The sequence below is a fragment of the Burkholderia sp. Bp9031 genome (assembly GCF_003857965.1).
GTDB lineage: Bacteria > Pseudomonadota > Gammaproteobacteria > Burkholderiales > Burkholderiaceae > Burkholderia > Burkholderia ambifaria_A.
In genome coordinates, this window is sequence record NZ_QTPW01000025.1 from 90159 (window position 1) to 108801 (window position 18643).

The following is an 18643-nucleotide window of genomic DNA, read 5'->3' on the forward strand; positions in this document are numbered from 1 at the left end:
TAGCGCGCCGTTTGTTTGAAGGTAAAGGGAACACACCAACGATGGCAAAGATCTTCTGCGTTGCGAACCAGAAGGGGGGCGTCGGCAAGACGACGACATCGGTCAATCTCGCCGCAAGCCTTGCAGCGCAGGAGCAACGAGTCCTGCTGATCGATCTCGATCCGCAGGGCAACGCGACGATGGGCAGCGGGATCGACAAGGCCGCCTGCGAGTCGACCGTGTACGAAGTGCTGGTCGACGGCGTATCGGTAACGGATGCGCGCGTGCGTCCGGAGGGCGTCACATACGACGTGCTGCCGGCCAACCGCGAGTTGTCCGGTGCCGAGATCGAGTTGATCAGCATCGACAACCGCGAGCGTCGGTTGAAGGGCGCACTCGAGCGCGTGGCCGACGACTACGACTTCGTGCTGATCGATTGCCCGCCGACGCTGTCGCTGCTGACGCTGAACGGACTGTGCGCGGCGCATGGCGTCGTGATCCCGATGCAGTGCGAGTACTTCGCGCTGGAAGGGTTGTCGGATCTCGTCAACACGATCAAACAGGTTCACGCGAACATGAACCGCGACCTGAAGATCATCGGCTTGTTGCGCGTGATGTTCGATCCGCGCATCACGCTGCAGCAGCAAGTCTCCGATCAACTGAAAGCGCACTTCGGCGACAAGGTGTTCGACGCGGTGATTCCGCGTAACGTGCGCCTGGCGGAAGCGCCGAGTTACGGGTTGCCGGGCGTCGTGTTCGACCGCAACTCGCGCGGTGCGCAGGCGTATCTCCAGTTCGGTGCCGAGATGATCGACCGCGTGCGCGCGTTCGAGGTGTCGTGATCCGGACATGAGCGAAGCGAGGAAGAAAGACATGAACGCGGTACCAAAGAAGAAGGGCTTGGGACGTGGCCTCGAAGCCCTGCTCGGCGGCAGTGCGGACATCACCGAAGCGGTGAAGATCGAGGGTGCGCCGAACACGCTCGCACTCGGCAAGCTGCAGGCCGGCAAGTATCAACCGCGCACGCGGATGGACGAAGGCAGCCTGCAGGAGCTGGCGGCCAGCATTCGCGCGCAAGGCGTGATGCAGCCGATCCTGGTACGGCCCATTTCATCTGATAGATACGAGATCATCGCCGGCGAGCGCCGTTTCCGTGCGGCGCGCCTGGCTGGCCTCGACGAAGTGCCGGTGCTCGTGAAGGACGTGTCCGATCAGGCCGCCGCCGCGATGGCGCTGATCGAGAACATCCAGCGTGAAGACCTGAATCCGCTGGAAGAGGCGCACGGTATCCAACGCCTGCTCGACGAGTTCGGTTTCACGCACGAACAGGCGGCCGAATCGGTCGGCCGTTCGCGCAGCGCGGTGTCGAACCTGCTGCGCCTGCTGAACCTCGCATCGCCGGTGCAGACGATGCTGCTGGCCGGCGATCTCGACATGGGCCACGCGCGTGCGCTGCTCGCAGTCGACGCGGCAACCCAGATTACGCTCGCGCACCAGGTCGTCAACAAGCGCATGTCGGTGCGCGAGACCGAGAAGCTGGTCGCGCATACGACGAAGGAAGCGCCGGCGGTGAAGGCGCGCGCGAAGGATGACGGCGGCCGCGACACGCGTCGTCTCGAGGAGGAGTTGTCCGACCTGCTCGCGTCGACGGTGAAGATCAAGCTCGGTCGCCGCGGGCGAGGGCAGGTGATGATCGACTTCGGCAACCTCGATGCGCTCGAGGGCATCCTCGCGCGCCTGCGCGGCAACGTCGCAACTGAAGAATAACGAGGCGGGATCGATGGTGAACACGGGCGCGCCGGCGCCGCGCCGGTGGCTCGGCTGGCTTTCGCAGGAGCCGGTACTGACGGTACTGGGGCTTGCGCTGATCGTTCTTCAATGGTTGCGCCCGCAACCAATTGCTGCGTTGACCGGTCTCGTCGACTGGCAGACCGTTGCGACGCTCGCGGGTTTGCTGATGCTGACCAAGGCGCTCGAGTTGTCCGGGTGCCTGATGTGGCTCGCACATCGAATCGTGCACCACGTGCATTCCGAGCGCGGGCTCGCGATGCTGCTCGTCGTGTTCGCGGCGGTGCTCGCAATGTGGCTCACCAACGATGTCGCGCTGTTCGTCGTCGTGCCACTGATGGTGTCGCTGCGCGCGCTGACACCGTTGCCGTTCCGTCGGCTCGTGATCGTGGTTGCGCTTGCCGTCAACGCGGGGTCCGTCGCGACGCCGCTCGGCAACCCTCAGAACCTTTTCCTGTGGCAATTGAGCGGCGTGTCGTTCGGCCGCTTCGTCGTCGAGCTCGGGCCGCTTGCCGTCGCGCTGATGGCGCTGCTGCTCGTGCTGACGGCCTGTGCGTTTCGTGCGAAGCCGCTCGACCTGTCGGGAGACGTCGAGGTCGTCCCCGTGCAGCGCATGCACGCGCTGCTCGCGGCGGTGCTGTTCGGTGCGTTCGTGCTGCTGGCCGACGCGCATCATCCGGTGCCGGGCTTGATTGCAGTCGTGATCGCGCTGCTGGTGGCAAGACGTGACGCAGTCCTGAGGATCGACTGGCTGCTGCTGCTGATCTTCGTGCTGATGTTCGTCGTACTGCGCAGCGCGGCCGCGCTGCCCGTCGTCCACGACGCGATCGCGCGGACCCATCTCGATTCGCCGCTGCGCGTGTTCGCGGCGGGCGCAGTGCTGTCACAGGGAATCAGCAACGTGCCGGCGGCGATTCTGTTGTCGGAATTCACGCACGACTGGCGTGCGCTCGCGTTCGGCGTATCGGTCGGCGGCTTCGGTTTCGCGATCGGTTCGCTCGCGAACCTGATCGCGGTGCGTCTCGCGAAAGAGCCGCGCATGTGGCTGCCGTTTCACCTCGTGTCGATTCCGTTCGCGCTCGCGAGTGCGGCACTGGGGGCGTGGTTGCTCGTTCGCTGAGCGATTCGGACAAGGGCGGTGCAGGCGTGCTGCAAGCTTGGCGGGGAGGGCGCATGACGTTCGCGGCCGTTACGAAGCCGAGCTGTTGATAAGTGCGGCGATTCACAGTCAATCTTCTGTGGCGGCGCAACAACTGATTGCGAGCATCGGCCGGCTCGCAGTCGAACGTATTTCGCATATCGCGCTCAATGCGGTGGTCACAGTATTTCCCTTGTTCCGCATCGTCACGCCGGGCCATTTTCCGTGTTTGCGTCACAGCAGAATTTCTGTGGCGATCGCGTCGCACCTGTGGCGCCCGCACCGGGCGTCGATGTCAATTCAATGCCCTGTCGCCGGACCTTTTTCAGGCAAGAAATACCGGTGCAAAAATCCCACCTTACAACTGTCATCGTACGTCGTGGATTCGCGCGTTTTTCACATGATGAGGCGTCGTTTTACGCAGGTTTTTGTCGCGTCTAAAGCCTTGAATCACTTGCAACTATCGCTTACAATCGCCCGGATTTGTTAGCTAGGCACCCCTGAAAGCTTTCGGAAAGCTTGGGGCCGGGTTCAAGGATTTTGCGGAAGATTGCGATGGCGGGTCAGGCGCCGAACGACAGGCACGATGATCACCGAGCGCAACGCACCGCTTCAGCGGCCGGCGAGCGGCGCGAGTCCGATGGCGACGACTGGGATGCCGAGCAACAAGATAACAACATCGTTCCGCTCACGCGGACGGAAGCCGAGAGGCTGTTCGGTCCGAACGTGAGCAAGCCGTCGCGCGTGACCCCCTACAAGGTGGTGACCGCGCAGGTGGTCTTGTCCCTGGTTGCAACGCTGGCGTGGTGGCTGTTTTCAAAGTCGCCGGGCGCCGCTGCGCAATCCGCGTTTCTGGGCGGGGCGATCGGCTGGGTGCCAAGCGCGTTGTTCGTGGCACGACTGAAGGCAGGTGGCTCGGCCACCGTGATGAGCTGGGTGATGGGCGAAGCCCTGAAGCTCGGCGTGACGATCGGGATGTTCGCCGCAGTGGCGTACGGCTATGCCGGCGTGCACTGGCCTGCACTCCTCGTCACCTACCTCGTCGTGCTGAAGACGTACTGGATCGCGCTGGCCCGGCGGTAAGCAACAAGCAGCGTGCGGTTTCGACAACGAACCGCACCGGCCCGTTCCCGCAATAGCGTATTGCGGAACGGGGCAAAACGATTTTCGACAATTTGGGTGGCATTAACGATATGGCAGCTAGCGAAGGCACGCGCGGTCCGGATCCGTCCGAGTACATTGCGCACCACTTGCAGAATTTCTCCACCTCGCATCAGACGTCGATTTTCGACATTCACGTCTGGAACATCGACACGCTGTTCTGGTCGATCGTGTGCGGCATCGTGACGATCGTCCTGCTGCGTCTGGCCGCCCGCAAGGCGACCTCGGGCGTGCCGGGCCGCTTCCAGTGCGCAATCGAGATGCTGGTCGAAATGGTCGAAGACCAGTCGAAGGCCATCGTCCACGGCAACCGCACCTTCATCGCGCCGCTCGCCCTCACGGTGTTCGTGTGGGTCGCGCTGATGAACGCCCTCGACTTCCTCCCGGTCGACCTGCCGGGCCGCGTGATCGGCCTGCTCGGTCTGTCGGACGTGATTTCCCACCATCGCATCGTCCCGACGGCCGACCTGAACGGCACGCTCGGCATCGCGCTCGGCGTGTTCGTCCTGATGATCTACTACAGCATCAAGATCAAGGGCGCGGGCGGCTTTGTGCATGAGCTGCTGTCGGCCCCGTTTGGCGCCCACCCGCTGCTGTGGATCCCGAACCTCGCGCTCAACATCGTCGAATATCTCGCGAAGACCGTCTCCCTCGGTATGCGGCTGTTCGGCAACATGTACGCGGGTGAGCTGTTGTTCCTGTTGATCGCCCTGCTCGGCAGTATGTGGAGCTTCGGTGGCGACGCAACGTTCCTCGGCTTCGTTGGCCACGTGATCGCGGGCAGCGTCTGGGCAATCTTCCACATCCTGATTGTTCTGTTGCAGGCATTCATTTTCATGATGCTGACGCTGGTGTATCTCGGCCAGGCGCACGACAAGCACTAAGCGCGGCGTGCAAGAAAGAGTTTCCGTTTTAGTTTTTTAAATCTCAGTTCCAAGTCTTTTCACAAAGGAGTGATCATGCAAGCTTACATCGCCAACATCCAGGGTCTGACCGCCATCGGTATCGGCATCATCATCGGCCTGGGTGCAATCGGCGCCTGTATCGGTATCGCGCTGATGGGTGGTAAGTACATCGAAGCCTGCGCACGTCAGCCGGAACTCATCAACCCGCTGCAAACGAAGATGTTCCTGCTGGCTGGTCTGATCGACGCGGCATTCCTGATCGGTGTTGGTGTCGCAATGCTGTTCGCGTTCGCGAACCCGCTCCTGTCGAAGCTCGTCGCAGGCTAAGGTTCCTCGGAAATATGCGTCCGGCGTAAGCCGGCGCAGGGCGGAACGGAGACTTGGGGCGCTGATCGAATGCAACTCGATGAGCGCCTTACCGTTTCATTTTTCCGGAATAGCAGATAAGGAAACACCGTGAATCTCAACGCAACTCTGTTTGCGCAAATGGTCGTGTTCCTGGTCCTCGCGTGGTTCACGATGAAGTTCGTGTGGCCGCCGTTGATCAACGCCCTCGACGAACGTTCGAAGAAGATCGCCGACGGCCTCGCCGCCGCGGAGAAGGGCAAGGCGGAACTCGACGCAGCGCACAAGCGCGTGGACCAGGAACTCGCGCAGGCCCGCAACGACGGCCAGCAGCGCATCGCCGACGCTGAAAAGCGTGCCCAGGCGGTCGCCGAGGAAATCAAGGCCAACGCCCAGGCTGAAGCCGCCCGCATCGTCGCCCAGGCGAAAGCGGAAGCAGAACAGCAAATCGTGAAGGCGCGCGAAGCGCTGCGTGGCGAAGTCGCCACGCTGGCCGTGAAGGGCGCCGAGCAGATCCTGAAGCGCGAAGTCGATCAAACGGCCCACGCCCAACTGCTGAATCAACTGAAAGCCGAGCTCTGATCATGGCCGAACTTGCAACCATCGCCCGCCCTTACGCAGAAGCGCTGTTCCGCGTGGCCGAGGGAGGTGACATCGCCGCCTGGTCCACGCTCGTGCAAGAGCTGGCCCAGGTTGCGCGTCTGCCGGAAGTGCTGTCGGTCGCGTCGAGTCCGAAGGTGACGCGCACGCAAGTGGCCGAGCTGCTGCTTGCTGCGTTGAAGTCGCCGGTCGCGGCCGGCGCCGAAGCGAAGAACTTCGTGCAGATGCTGGTCGACAATCATCGCATCGCGCTGCTGCCGGAAATTGCCGAGCAGTTCGAGGCGCTCAAGAACGAACGCGAAGGTGCAGCCGACGCCGAGATCGTGAGCGCGTTCCCGCTGAACGGCGCGGATCTCGAAAGCCTCGTCTCTGGCCTCGAACGCAAGTTCAAGCGCAAGCTGAAGCCGACGGTCGAAGTCGATTCGTCGCTGATCGGCGGCGTGCGCGTGACGGTCGGCGACGAAGTGCTCGACACCTCGGTTCGCGCGCGCCTCGCATCGATGCAGGCTGCCTTGACCGCCTGAGCGCCACGCCGGCACGCAACAGAATTGACTATCAGGAGCGAATAATGCAACTCAATCCCTCTGAGATCAGCGAGCTGATCAAGAGCCGGATCCAGGGCCTTGAAGCGAGCGCAGACGTTCGCAACCAGGGCACCGTGATCTCCGTGACCGACGGTATCGTGCGTATCCACGGCCTGTCGGACGTGATGCAGGGCGAAATGCTCGAGTTTCCGGGCAACACGTTCGGCCTCGCGCTGAACCTCGAGCGCGACTCGGTCGGCGCGGTGATTCTCGGCGAATACGAACACATCTCGGAAGGCGACATCGTCAAGACGACGGGCCGCATTCTCGAAGTGCCGGTGGGTCCGGAACTCGTCGGCCGCGTGGTCGATGCACTCGGCAACCCGATCGACGGCAAGGGCCCGGTCAACGCGAAGCTGACCGACGCGATCGAAAAGATCGCTCCGGGCGTGATCTGGCGTAAGTCGGTGTCGCAGCCGGTGCAGACGGGCATCAAGTCGATCGACGCGATGGTGCCGATCGGCCGTGGCCAGCGTGAGCTGATCATCGGCGACCGTCAGTGCGGCAAGACCGCAGTGGCGCTCGACGCGATCATCAACCAGAAGGGCAAGGACCTGATCTGTATCTACGTCGCGATCGGCCAGAAGGCTTCGTCGATCATGAACGTGGTTCGCAAGCTCGAAGAAACGGGCGCGATGGAATACACGATCGTCGTCGCCGCTTCGGCTTCGGATTCGGCCGCGATGCAGTACCTCGCACCGTACGCCGGCTGCACGATGGGCGAATACTTCCGCGACCGCGGCCAAGACGCGCTGATCATCTATGACGACTTGACCAAGCAAGCCTGGGCATACCGTCAGATCTCGCTGCTGCTGCGCCGCCCGCCGGGCCGTGAAGCTTACCCGGGTGACGTGTTCTATCTGCACTCGCGTCTGCTCGAGCGTGCTGCTCGCGTGTCGGAAGAGTACGTCGAGAAGTTCACGAACGGCGAAGTGAAGGGCAAGAGCGGTTCGCTGACGGCACTGCCGGTCATCGAAACGCAGGCTGGCGACGTGACCGCGTTCGTTCCGACGAACGTGATCTCGATTACCGACGGCCAGATCTTCCTGGAAACCGACCTGTTCAACGCAGGCATTCGCCCGGCAATCAACGCCGGCGTGTCGGTGTCGCGAGTCGGTGGCGCCGCTCAGACGAAGGTCGTGAAGAAGCTGTCGGGCGGTATCCGTACCGACCTCGCGCAGTATCGTGAACTGGCGGCATTCGCGCAGTTCGCATCGGACCTCGACGAAGCGACCCGCAAGCAGCTCGAGCGCGGCCGCCGCGTGACGGAACTGCTGAAGCAGCCGCAGTACCAGCCGCTGCAGGTGTGGGAACTGGCCGTGTCGCTGTACGCCGCGAACAACGGCTACCTCGACGATCTCGACGTCAAGCAAGTGCTGTCGTTCGAGAAGGGCCTGCGCGACAACCTGAAGACCAGCCACGCTGACCTCATCAAGCGCATCGAAGACACCAAGGATCTCTCGAAGGACGACGAAGGCGCACTGCGCGCGGCGATCGAATCCTTCAAGAAGTCCGGTGCCTATTGATCCGCGAGTGACACACTGAGGCCGCGCGGGTGCTGATGCGCCCGCGCCGCTTCGGTCAAGGAGCAAGCTATGGCTGGAATGAAGGAAATTCGCGGCAAGATCAAGAGCGTGCAGAACACGCGCAAGATCACGAAGGCGATGGAGATGGTGGCCGCATCGAAGATGCGTCGCGCGCAGGAACGCATGCGCGCCGCTCGTCCGTATGCGGACAAGGTCCGTGCCATCGCCGCGCACATGAGCCGCGCGAACCCGGAGTACCGCCACCCGTTCATGGTGGCGAACGAAGGCGCGAAGACGGCCGGCATCATCCTCGTTACGACGGACAAGGGTCTTTGCGGTGGTCTGAACACCAACGTGCTGCGTGCGACGGTGCAGAAGTTCAAGGAGCTGGAAGAGAAGGGCCAGAAGGTCGAAGCCACCGCGATCGGTAGCAAGGGCCTCGGGTTCCTGAACCGCTTCGGCGCGAAGGTGATGTCGCAGGTCGTGCACCTCGGCGACACCCCGCATCTGGACAAGCTGATCGGCGCGGTGAAGACGCAGCTCGATCTGTACTCGGAAGGCAAGCTGTCGGCGGTTTATATCGCTTACACGCGCTTCGTCAACACGATGAAGCAGGAAGCCGTGATCGAGCAGCTGCTGCCGCTGTCGTCGGAGCACTTCGAAGCCGATGACGGTACGCCGGCCACGTCGTGGGACTACATCTACGAGCCGGACGCGCAGGCAGTCGTCGACGAACTGCTCGTGCGTTACGTCGAGGCGCTGGTGTACCAGGCCGTCGCGGAAAACATGGCGTCCGAGCAATCGGCGCGCATGGTCGCGATGAAGGCCGCGTCCGACAACGCGAAGACGGTGATCAGCGAACTGCAGCTCGTGTACAACAAGAGCCGTCAGGCCGCGATCACGAAAGAACTGTCGGAGATCGTCGGCGGCGCAGCCGCTGTTTAAGCGCGCGCCCGGGACGACAACTGCGCCTTTGCGCGAGTAAAGAATCAGGTATTTAAAGGAAAAGCGATGAGTACTGCTGCTTTGGTAGAAGGCAAGATCGTACAGTGCATCGGCGCCGTTATCGACGTGGAATTCCCGCGCGACAGCATGCCGAAGATCTACGACGCGCTCATTCTCGATGGCTCGGAACTGACGCTCGAAGTCCAGCAGCAACTGGGCGACGGCGTGGTCCGTACCATCTGTCTGGGTGCATCCGATGGCCTGCGCCGCGGCCTGACCGTGAAGAACACGGCAAAGCCGATCTCGGTGCCGGTCGGCAAGCCGACCCTCGGCCGAATCATGGACGTGCTCGGCCGTCCGATCGACGAAGCTGGCCCGATCGAAAGCGAAACGACGCGTTCGATCCACCAGAAGGCTCCGGCGTTCGACGAACTGTCGCCGTCGACCGAACTGCTCGAAACGGGTATCAAGGTTATCGACCTGATCTGCCCGTTCGCGAAGGGCGGCAAGGTTGGCCTGTTCGGCGGTGCTGGCGTGGGCAAGACCGTCAACATGATGGAGCTCATCAACAACATCGCGAAGGAACACGGCGGTTACTCCGTGTTCGCGGGCGTGGGCGAGCGTACCCGTGAAGGGAACGACTTCTATCACGAAATGAAGGACTCGAACGTTCTCGACAAGGTCGCGCTGGTGTACGGCCAGATGAACGAGCCGCCGGGCAACCGTCTGCGCGTCGCGCTGACCGGCCTGACGATGGCCGAGCACTTCCGTGACGAAGGCCTCGACGTGCTGTTCTTCGTCGACAACATCTACCGTTTCACGCTGGCCGGTACCGAAGTGTCGGCACTGCTCGGCCGTATGCCGTCGGCAGTGGGCTATCAGCCGACGCTGGCTGAAGAAATGGGCAAGCTGCAAGAGCGCATCACGTCGACCAAGAAGGGCTCGATTACGTCGGTCCAGGCCGTGTACGTCCCTGCGGACGACTTGACCGACCCGTCGCCGGCTACGACCTTCGGCCACCTGGACGCAACCGTCGTTCTGTCGCGTGACATCGCTTCGCTGGGTATCTACCCGGCAGTCGACCCGCTCGACTCGACGTCGCGCCAGATCGACCCGAACGTGATCGGTGAAGAGCACTACTCGATCACCCGTCGCGTTCAGCAGACGCTGCAGCGCTACAAGGAACTGCGCGACATCATCGCGATTCTGGGCATGGACGAACTGTCGCCGGAAGACAAGCTGTCGGTCGCGCGTGCGCGTAAGATCCAGCGTTTCCTGTCGCAGCCGTTCCACGTCGCTGAAGTGTTCACGGGCTCGCCGGGCAAGTACGTGCCGCTGAAGGAAACGATCCGTGGCTTCAAGATGATCGTCGACGGCGAGTGCGACCACCTGCCGGAACAGGCGTTCTACATGGTCGGCACGATCGACGAAGCCTTCGAAAAGGCCAAGAAGATCTCGTAAGGGTCGGGCGTAACGCAGCGGGTGCAGGTACGTCCGTGACGGATACCTTGATGGTATCTGTTCACGGACGGGCGCCCACGTAATACGCTCAACCCGCCGTGCATGGGATCGGAGTAAGCGCTTTAGCGCCCGCTCCGATCGACAGGAGTCGATATGGCAACCATCAAAGTAGACGTCGTCAGCGCGGAAGAGCAGATCTTCTCGGGCGAGGCGAAATTCGTCGCGCTGCCGGGCGAAACGGGTGAGCTGGGTATTCTGCCGGGTCACACGCCGTTGATCACGCGGATTCGTCCGGGTGCGGTGCGCATCGAAGTCGAGGGCGGCAACGACGAATTCGTGTTCGTCGCAGGCGGCATCCTCGAAGTGCAGCCGGGCGCCGTGACGGTGCTCGCCGATACCGCGATCCGCGGCAAGGACCTCGACGCGGCGAAAGCCGAGGAAGCGCGCAAGCGTGCCGAGGAAACGCTGCAGAACGCGAAGTCGGACCTCGACCTCGCAAAGGCGCAATCCGAGCTCGCGACCGCGATGGCGCAGCTCGAGGCGATCCAGCGTCTCGCGAAGATCCGCAGCCGGCACTGAGCCGCGCGCGCGTATCCCGTGAAAGAAAGCAGCCTTCGGGCTGCTTTTTTTTGGTTCGTCGTTTTCGTCTGTTTTTTTGCGGGGGCCAGGTCATATCGTCCGGTCGTGCTATTTCATCCGGCCGCCGTGATTTGATGTCAGAGTGTCGTCAGCGGAGCGCGGCATCATTCGTGCAGAGGCCGCCCGTCGCGATCGCGGCGGAGCAGGCGCGCGTGAGCCGCGTGCCGGGCCGATCAGACAAAAACGGACGGAGACATCGATGGCAGCAGACCTTGGCATGGGGGCGCTGATCGCGCCCGAAAACGGACTGTCGTACGTGCGCGGCGCGACCGACGTGCCGCTATCCGAAGCGACGATCAGCCGGTTCCTGCTCGACACGGCCGGCCGCTTTCCCGATCGTCCGGCCGTCGTGTTCCGCGAACAGCCGGTGCGCTGGAGCTGGCGCGAGTTCGCGCACGAGGTCGACGTGCTCGCGGCGGGCCTGGCCGCGCTCGGGATCGCGAAGGGCGATTGCGTCGGCATCTGGTCGCCGAACCGCAGCGAATGGCTGCTCACGCAGTTCGCGACCGCGCGCATCGGCGCGGTCCTCGTCAACATCAACCCGGCCTACCGGCTCGCGGAACTCGAATACGCGCTGAACAAGGTCGGCTGCAAGGCCGTGATCGCGGCCGAGCGCTTCAAGACGTCGGCGTACGTCGAGATGCTACAGACCATCGCGCCGGAGCTCGCGAGCGCGACGCCGGGCGACCTGCATGCGGCGCGCGTGCCGAGCCTGCGCACGGTCGTATCGATGGGCGAGGTCGCGCCGGCCGGCATGTTCCGCTTCGCGGACGTGATGGCGCGCGGCCGGGACACGCTCGATGTCGCGCGGCTCGACGCGATCGGCGCGACGCTTGCGGCTACCGATCCGATCAATATCCAGTTCACCAGCGGCACGACCGGCAGCCCGAAGGGCGCGACGCTCACGCACCGCAACGTCGTCAACAATGCGCGCTCGATCGCAATGGCGATGCGCTTCAGCGAGCAGGACTCGCTGTGCATCCCGGTGCCGCTGTATCACTGCTTCGGGATGGTGCTGGCCGTGCTCGCATGCGTGTCCAAGGGGGCGGCGATGGTGTTCCCCGGCGAGGCGTTCGACCCGGTCGCGACGCTTGCGGCGGTGGCCGACGAACGCTGCACCGCGCTGCACGGCGTGCCGACGATGTTCATCGCCGAGCTCGATCATCCGGCGTTCGCGACATTCGACCTGTCGACGCTGCGCACCGGGATCATGGCCGGCTCGCCGTGCCCGATCGAGACGATGAAGCGCGTGGTGTCGCAGATGCATCTGTCGGAAATCACGATCGCGTACGGGATGACGGAGACGAGCCCCGTGTCGTTCCAGAGTTCGACCGACGATCCGCTCGAGAAGCGCACGACGACGGTCGGGCGCATCCAGCCGCACCTGGAAGTGAAGATCGTCGATCCGAGCGGCGATATCGTGCCGGTCGGCGCGACGGGCGAGCTGTGCACGAAGGGCTATTCGGTGATGCTCGGCTATTGGGACGACGATGCGAAAACGCGCGAGGTGCTGGTCGACGGCTGGATGCATACGGGCGACCTCGCGACGCTCGACGCGGATGGCTACTGCAATATTGTCGGCCGGCTCAAGGACATGGTGATCCGCGGCGGCGAGAACGTGTATCCGCGCGAGATCGAGGAATTCCTGTTCAGGCATCCGAAGATTCAGAGCGCGCAGGTGTTCGGCGTGCCCGATGCGAAATACGGCGAGGAGCTGTGTGCGTGGATCGTGCTGCGCGCGGACGAGCAGATGACCGAGGACGACGTGCGCGCGTTCTGCAGCGGCCAGATCGCGCACTACAAGATTCCGCGCTACATCCGCTTCATCGACGAGCTGCCGATGACGGTGACGGGCAAGGTGCAGAAGTTCGTGATGCGCGAGCGAATGATCGACGAACTGAAGCTCGACGTGCAGAAGACCGCTTGAAACGAGCGGACGGCACGGCGGCGGGAAAAGCGCGGCGGCCTTCGGGCCGTTGCGTTTTCGATGGACGAAAAAAAGCGGGCTTATTAGCCCGCTAAAAACCACACGCTACGGGGTTAGCGCGAGGAGACCAAAGATGAAACCGAGTCCGGCGGGGAGCCGGAAACGACTCCAACAGGGATGCCCCTCGGAAGGGCTTCGGTACGTGACCGACTGGCTCGCAGCGCTTCGCGTCCGCTCACACTTGGCACACGAGACCGCATCCGTGTTGAAACCGTTGAGGCCATTGTGGGCGAATTAATGACCCGTCGCGGTAACAAAGTGTTTCAGGTTGTAACGCCCGCCAGATAAGGCTTTCCGGGATTTTTTGCTGTTTTCGGGGTCCTGAAAAAGGTCATATTTACTTATCTTTTCCGCAGAGTTTTCATCGTATGCGCGTAATGCGTTTTTCATGCGTATCGGCACCGATGAATTGCCGATTTACACGCCGGAATGTGCATCGTGCGGCAGATACCGCACATGGCGATTCATTCGTCGGAAAGATTTTGAAACGCGATCGGCGGGCGCAATAGTCGGCCATTCGGCCAATCTCCACGATTTTGCCCCCGCCGCGCGCCGAGCCGATATGTAACTGCGGTGCGCCGGCCGGTTGTCAGCCACGGCCGTTCGCATCGCGTTCGCCGGCAACGGGGTCCGTGCCCGTTATTGGCCGCCGTTGCCGTGCGCGAGTTCGCTTACTTCAGCCATTTGTCGGAGATCGCCTGGTATTCGCCGGTCGACAGCGCGAGGTGCAGCCACTGGTCGACGTACTGCTGGAACACGACGTCGCCGCGCGGCACCATGTACGCCTTTTCGCCGAACTGGAACGGTTTGTCCGGATGCACCGAGCACAGGCCCGGATTCAGCTTTTGCTGCAGCAGCGTCTCGGACGCATCCGTCACCATCACGTCCGCCTTGCCCGCAAGGATCTGCTTGAAGATCGTCACGTTGTCCGGATAGACGCTCAGGTTCGCATGTGTGAAGAACTGTTTCGCAAAGCGCTCGTTGGTGCCGCCCGGGTTCACGATCACACGGGTCTCGGGGCGGTCGATCTGCGCGATGGTCTGGTATTTTGCGGCGTCCGCGCAGCGCACGATCGGCGCCTTGCCGTCGACCACGTACGGCTGCGTGAAGAACACGCGCTTCTGGCGCTCGAGCGTCGTCGATACGCCGCCCACCGCGATGTCGCACTTCGCAACGAAGTCGTTCGTGAGGTTCGACCAGCTCGTCTTCACGAAGTCGGCCTTCACGCCGAGCGATTTCGCGAGCGATTCGGCCATGTCGATGTCGATGCCCTCGAAGCGTCCGTCCGTCCGGTGGTACGAGTACGGCTTGTAGTCGCCCGTCGTGCACACGCGCAGCGTGCCGCGGGCGAGCACGTCGTCGAGCCGCGAGCCGGCGGCGGCCGCGGCAGTCGAGGGCGCGGCGGTCTGCGCGTGCGCGGCAGCGCAGCAAAGCATGGTGGCGGTGGCGGCGAGCGCGGCCAGCGTGGCGAATGCCTTCATCGGTCTCCTCCTTCGTTCGGGTTGATATCAGCGTCCGATCATAACGGAGCCATCGCGCGCGTCATATGGCCGCCATCGCATCGGCATACGCAGCCGTGCGCCCGCGCTCCGGTAAAATGCCGCTTTGCCTTCGCATCGTCGCTCCTACCGTGGCCCATAACCTGCTCAACGACACCTTCCTGCGTGCGCTTCTGCGCGAGCCGACCGACTACACGCCGATCTGGCTGATGCGCCAGGCCGGCCGCTATTTGCCCGAATACAACGCGACGCGCGCGCGCGCCGGCAGTTTCCTCGGCCTCGCGAAGAATCCCGACTACGCGACCGAAGTGACGCTGCAGCCGCTCGAGCGCTTCCCGCTCGACGCCGCGATCCTGTTCTCGGACATCCTGACGATTCCCGACGCGATGGGCCTCGGCCTTGACTTCCAGGTCGGCGAAGGGCCGAAGTTCGCGCATCCGGTGCGCACCGAGGCCGATGTCGCGAAGCTTGCGGTGCCGGACATCGAAGCGACGCTCGGCTACGTGACGGGCGCCGTGCGCGAGATCCGCCGCGCGCTGATCGATGGTCAGGGCCGCCAGCGCGTGCCGCTGATCGGTTTCTCGGGCAGCCCGTGGACGCTCGCGTGCTACATGGTCGAAGGCGGCGGGTCCGACGATTTCCGCACGGTGAAGTCGATGGCGTATTCGCGCCCCGACCTGATGCACCGGATCCTCGACGTGAACGCGCAGGCCGTGGCCGCGTACCTGAACGCGCAGATCGAGGCCGGCGCGCAGGCCGTGATGATCTTCGACACGTGGGGCGGCGCGCTGGCGGACGGCGCGTACCAGCGTTTCTCGCTGGACTACATCCGCCGCGTCGTCGCGCAACTCAAGCGCGAGCACGACGGCGAGCGCGTGCCGGTGATCACCTTCACGAAGGGCGGCGGGCTGTGGCTCGAGGAAATCGCGGCGACGGGCGTCGACGCGGTCGGGCTCGACTGGACGGTCAACCTCGGCGCCGCGCGCGAGCGCGTCGCGGGGCGCGTCGCGCTGCAGGGCAACCTCGACCCGACGATCCTGTTTGCGCCGCCGGCCGCGGTGCGCGAGCAGGCGCGCGCGGTACTCGACAGCTACGGCAATCATCCGGGCCACGTATTCAACCTCGGCCACGGCATCTCGCAGTTCACGTCGCCCGACCACGTCGCCGAACTCGTCGACGAAGTACATAGCCACAGCCGCAAGATCCGTAGCGGAGCGGCAGGCTGAGCGCAAGCGCTGTCATGCTGCACTGCGGGATGACAGCGTTTCGCTGTCGGCGCTAAACAGGGCGCAATCCCGCACCGGTTGCCGATTCATGGCTTGTCAAGACTTGACTTATGCACATTTTCCACGTTGCAGCGCGGTAGAGCCCTGTATCGGTCGAATTGTCTCGCTATGGTCTGGGAATTTGAATAGCAGCCTTATGGAATAAGGCTCCGCGGGGCGCGGTGAGCAGCGGGCAAAATCAGCGGAAAGCACGGCCCCGCGCGCTTTGCGGCTGTTGAACGCCGAGTTCTCAACAAAGTTATCCACAGGCTGGTCAGGGTATACGGCGATTCCTAATGCGAATCCAAAACTTAGCGCCGAATCTGAAGTTTTACTTTAAGTTCGTCACCTTGACGCGGACGCGGGAGCAAGCCGTTCGCGCGGCCCGGGTCGCCGCCGGAGCGTGGTGATGGGCGAGACCTACCTGCGTGTCGCGCTCGACCATCCGCTCGCCACCCTGTTCGACTACCGCTGCGACATCCAGCCGGCCCCCGAGCCCGGTACGCTCGTCCAGGTGCCGTTCGGCAAGCGGCAGGTCGTCGGCCTGATTTGCGAAGTAACGACTCACACCGACGTGCCGCCGTCCCGGTTGCGGGCGATCGACGCAATCTGTACTGAACTGCCGCCGCTGGCGCCGGACTGGCTCGCGCTCGTGTCGTTCGCGGCCGACTATTATCAGCGCGGTCGCGGTGAAGTCGCGCTGCCGGCGCTGCCACAGGCGCTGCGCGACGCGCAGCGCTGGGGGCGGCTGCTGGCGCCCGAGGTGCGCTATCGGCTGAGCGAAGCCGGCCGCGCCGCGCTTCCCGCCGCACTGCCCGCGCGCGGGGCCGCGCTGCGGCGGCTCGCGCAGGCACTTGCCGACACCGATTCGCTGACGTTGCCCGATGCGCGCGCGTTGCATCCGAAGGCGGCCGTCACGCTCGACGACTGGGCGGCGCGCGGCTGGGTCGCGATCGACGAGATCAGCTGGGCCGATACGCCTGTGCCCAAAGCTGTGGATAACCTGTCGACAACCAGTGGACGAGCTGTGCCGCCGGCGCTCACCGACCAGCAGGCGGAGGCGCTCGACGCGATCCGCGCCGCGCAGGGGTTCGCGCCGTTCCTGCTGCATGGCGTGACGGGCAGCGGCAAGACCGAGGTCTATCTGCATGCGCTCGCGGCGCTGCTCGATGCGCGGCCCGACGCGCAGGCGCTCGTGCTCGTACCCGAAATCAACCTGACGCCGCAGTTCGAGGCCGCGTTTCGCGCACGCTTCGCGGGCACGCTCGCCGACGACGCGATCGTCACGCTGCACAGCGGGCTTGCCGAAGGCGAGCGTGCGCGCAACTGGCTCGCCGCGCATACGGGGCGAGCGCGGATCGTGCTCGGCACGCGGCTCGCGGTGCTCGCGTCGCTGCCGACGCTCGCGCTGATCGTCGTCGACGAGGAACACGAGCCTGCGTACAAGCAGCAGGAAGGGCTTCGCTATTCGGCGCGCGATCTCGCGGTATGGCGCGCGAAGCATCTCGGCATTCCGGTCGTGCTCGGCTCGGCGACGCCGTCGCTCGAAAGCTGGTGGCAGGCCGAGCAGGGGCGCTACACGCGGCTCACGCTGTCGCGCCGCGCGGTGGCCGACGCGACGCTGCCCACCGTGCGGCTGATCGATCTCGAAGAGGAGCGGCGACGCGGGCGCGCATCAATGGGCGGGCTGTCGGGGCCGCTCGTCGCGGCGCTGAAGGCGCGGCTCGAGCGCGGCGAACAGAGCCTCGTGTTCCTGAACCGGCGCGGTTACGCGCCGCAGCTCGCCTGCGATGCATGCGGCTGGGTCGCAGGCTGCCCGCGCTGCAGTGCGTACGTCGTGCTGCACAAGCCCGAGCATGCGTTGCGGTGCCATCACTGCGGCTGGGAGGCGCGCATTCCGCGATCGTGTCCGGAATGCGGGAACGTCGACATCGCGCCGCTCGGGCGCGGCACGCAGCGCATCGAGGAGGCGCTCGCCGAGGCCGTGCCGGGCGCACGGATACTGCGGATCGACGCGGACAGCACGCGGCGCAAGGGCAGCGCCCAGGCCCTGTTCTCGGACGTGCACGCCGGTGAAGTCGACATCCTGGTCGGTACGCAGATGATCGCGAAGGGGCACGACTTCCAGCGCGTGTCGCTCGTCGGCGTGCTCAATGCGGACACCGCGCTGTTCTCGCACGATTTTCGCGCGAGCGAGCGGCTGTTCGCGCAGCTGATGCAAGTGAGCGGCCGCGCGGGACGCGCCGGGCTGCCGGGCGAGGTGCTCGTGCAGACGCGTTATCCGCGTCACGCGCTGTATCACGCGCTCGGCCGGCAGGATTACGTCGGCTTCGCGAATTCGACGCTCGGCGAGCGCCGCGATGCGCACCTGCCGCCGTTCGTCTACCAGGCGCTGTTGCGTGCCGAAGGGCGCACGCTCGAGGCGGCGCTTGCGTTCCTGCTGCAGGCCGCGGCCGCGTTGCCGGGGCTGCCGGGCGCCGATCGCGTGACCGTCTACGACGCGGTGCCGATGACGATCGTGAAGGTCGCGAACGTCCACCGCGCGCAGCTGCTGCTCGAAAGCGCGTCGCGGGCGGCCCTGCAGCATGCGTTGCGCGCATGGCAGCCGGAGCTGCGCGCGCTGAAGGGCGTGCTGCGGTGGAGCGTCGAGGTCGATCCGCTGGATATCTGAGCGGCGCGTGCCGTGCGTCGCGGCCCGACACGGAACCCGACGTCGAGCCCGCTGTCCGTTGCCCGTTGCCCGTTGCCCGCTGCCCGCTGCCCGCTGCCCGCTGCCCGCTGCCCGCTGCCCGCTGCCCGCTGCCCGCTGCCCGCTGCCCGC

Annotated in this window: 16 protein-coding genes; 15 read left to right on the forward strand and 1 reads right to left on the reverse strand. The window is 64.4% G+C overall.

The genetic code is table 11. The features are described 5' to 3' along the window. Positions 1–41 precede the first annotated feature (41 nt). The 13 genes from DIE15_RS26810 to DIE15_RS26875 all read left to right on the forward strand — a co-directional run bounded on the left by DIE15_RS26810 (position 42) and on the right by DIE15_RS26875 (position 12998). Positions 42–821 (forward strand): ParA family protein, encoded by a 780-nt coding sequence (locus DIE15_RS26810; protein WP_057927959.1) that lies wholly within the window; start codon positions 42–44, stop codon positions 819–821. A 31-nt stretch (positions 822–852) separates the two neighbouring features. After that, positions 853–1746 carry a ParB/RepB/Spo0J family partition protein gene (locus DIE15_RS26815; RefSeq protein ID WP_057928026.1) on the forward strand — a complete coding sequence of 298 codons (894 nt, stop codon included), beginning with the start codon at positions 853–855 and terminating at the stop codon, positions 1744–1746. 13 nt (positions 1747–1759) lie between these two features. Continuing rightward, the gene (locus DIE15_RS26820) at positions 1760–2887 is read left to right on the forward strand and encodes an SLC13 family permease (protein ID WP_124834767.1); all 1128 of its coding nucleotides are present in this window, start codon (positions 1760–1762) and stop codon (positions 2885–2887) included. Between the two features lie 573 nt (positions 2888–3460). Continuing rightward, the gene (locus DIE15_RS26830; RefSeq protein WP_124834768.1) at positions 3461–3988 is read left to right on the forward strand and encodes an ATP synthase subunit I; all 528 of its coding nucleotides are present in this window, start codon (positions 3461–3463) and stop codon (positions 3986–3988) included. A gap of 110 nt (positions 3989–4098) precedes the next feature. Continuing rightward, positions 4099–4950, forward strand: a complete 852-nt coding sequence (gene atpB / locus DIE15_RS26835; RefSeq protein WP_057927956.1) for a F0F1 ATP synthase subunit A — start codon at positions 4099–4101, stop codon at positions 4948–4950. Positions 4951–5025: 75 nt separating this feature from the next. Then, a complete protein-coding gene (atpE, locus tag DIE15_RS26840) occupies positions 5026–5298 on the forward strand; it encodes a F0F1 ATP synthase subunit C (RefSeq protein WP_021160442.1) in 273 nt (90 codons plus the stop codon). A gap of 129 nt (positions 5299–5427) precedes the next feature. Beyond that, positions 5428–5898 carry a F0F1 ATP synthase subunit B gene (locus tag DIE15_RS26845; RefSeq protein WP_021160443.1) on the forward strand — a complete coding sequence of 157 codons (471 nt, stop codon included), beginning with the start codon at positions 5428–5430 and terminating at the stop codon, positions 5896–5898. A gap of 2 nt (positions 5899–5900) precedes the next feature. After that, on the forward strand, positions 5901–6440 hold the full coding sequence (locus tag DIE15_RS26850; protein ID WP_057927955.1) for a F0F1 ATP synthase subunit delta: 540 nt from the start codon (positions 5901–5903) through the stop codon (positions 6438–6440). 44 nt (positions 6441–6484) lie between these two features. Next, entirely contained in the window at positions 6485–8026 is a 1542-nt protein-coding gene (gene atpA / locus DIE15_RS26855) for a F0F1 ATP synthase subunit alpha (protein WP_006756467.1), read from the forward strand. A 69-nt stretch (positions 8027–8095) separates the two neighbouring features. Next, entirely contained in the window at positions 8096–8971 is an 876-nt protein-coding gene (atpG, locus tag DIE15_RS26860) for a F0F1 ATP synthase subunit gamma (RefSeq protein ID WP_043184895.1), read from the forward strand. 66 nt (positions 8972–9037) lie between these two features. Further along, on the forward strand, positions 9038–10432 hold the full coding sequence (atpD, locus tag DIE15_RS26865) for a F0F1 ATP synthase subunit beta (RefSeq protein WP_011350527.1): 1395 nt from the start codon (positions 9038–9040) through the stop codon (positions 10430–10432). 153 nt (positions 10433–10585) lie between these two features. Further along, positions 10586–11011, forward strand: coding sequence for a F0F1 ATP synthase subunit epsilon (locus tag DIE15_RS26870; RefSeq protein WP_006477288.1), 426 nt, complete (start codon positions 10586–10588; stop codon positions 11009–11011). Positions 11012–11270: 259 nt separating this feature from the next. Next, on the forward strand, positions 11271–12998 hold the full coding sequence (locus tag DIE15_RS26875; protein ID WP_124834769.1) for an AMP-binding protein: 1728 nt from the start codon (positions 11271–11273) through the stop codon (positions 12996–12998). Between the two features lie 731 nt (positions 12999–13729). Here DIE15_RS26875 and DIE15_RS26885 read toward each other — a convergent pair. Next, on the reverse strand, positions 13730–14539 hold the full coding sequence (locus tag DIE15_RS26885; RefSeq protein ID WP_124834770.1) for a transporter substrate-binding domain-containing protein: 810 nt from the start codon (positions 14537–14539) through the stop codon (positions 13730–13732). Between the two features lie 149 nt (positions 14540–14688). Here DIE15_RS26885 and hemE point away from each other — a divergent pair, with 149 nt between their 5' ends. Further along, entirely contained in the window at positions 14689–15783 is a 1095-nt protein-coding gene (hemE, locus tag DIE15_RS26890; RefSeq protein WP_311771986.1) for a uroporphyrinogen decarboxylase, read from the forward strand. 448 nt (positions 15784–16231) lie between these two features. Then, on the forward strand, positions 16232–18493 hold the full coding sequence (locus DIE15_RS26895; RefSeq protein ID WP_124834772.1) for a primosomal protein N': 2262 nt from the start codon (positions 16232–16234) through the stop codon (positions 18491–18493). The last annotated feature ends 150 nt before the right edge of the window (positions 18494–18643 follow it).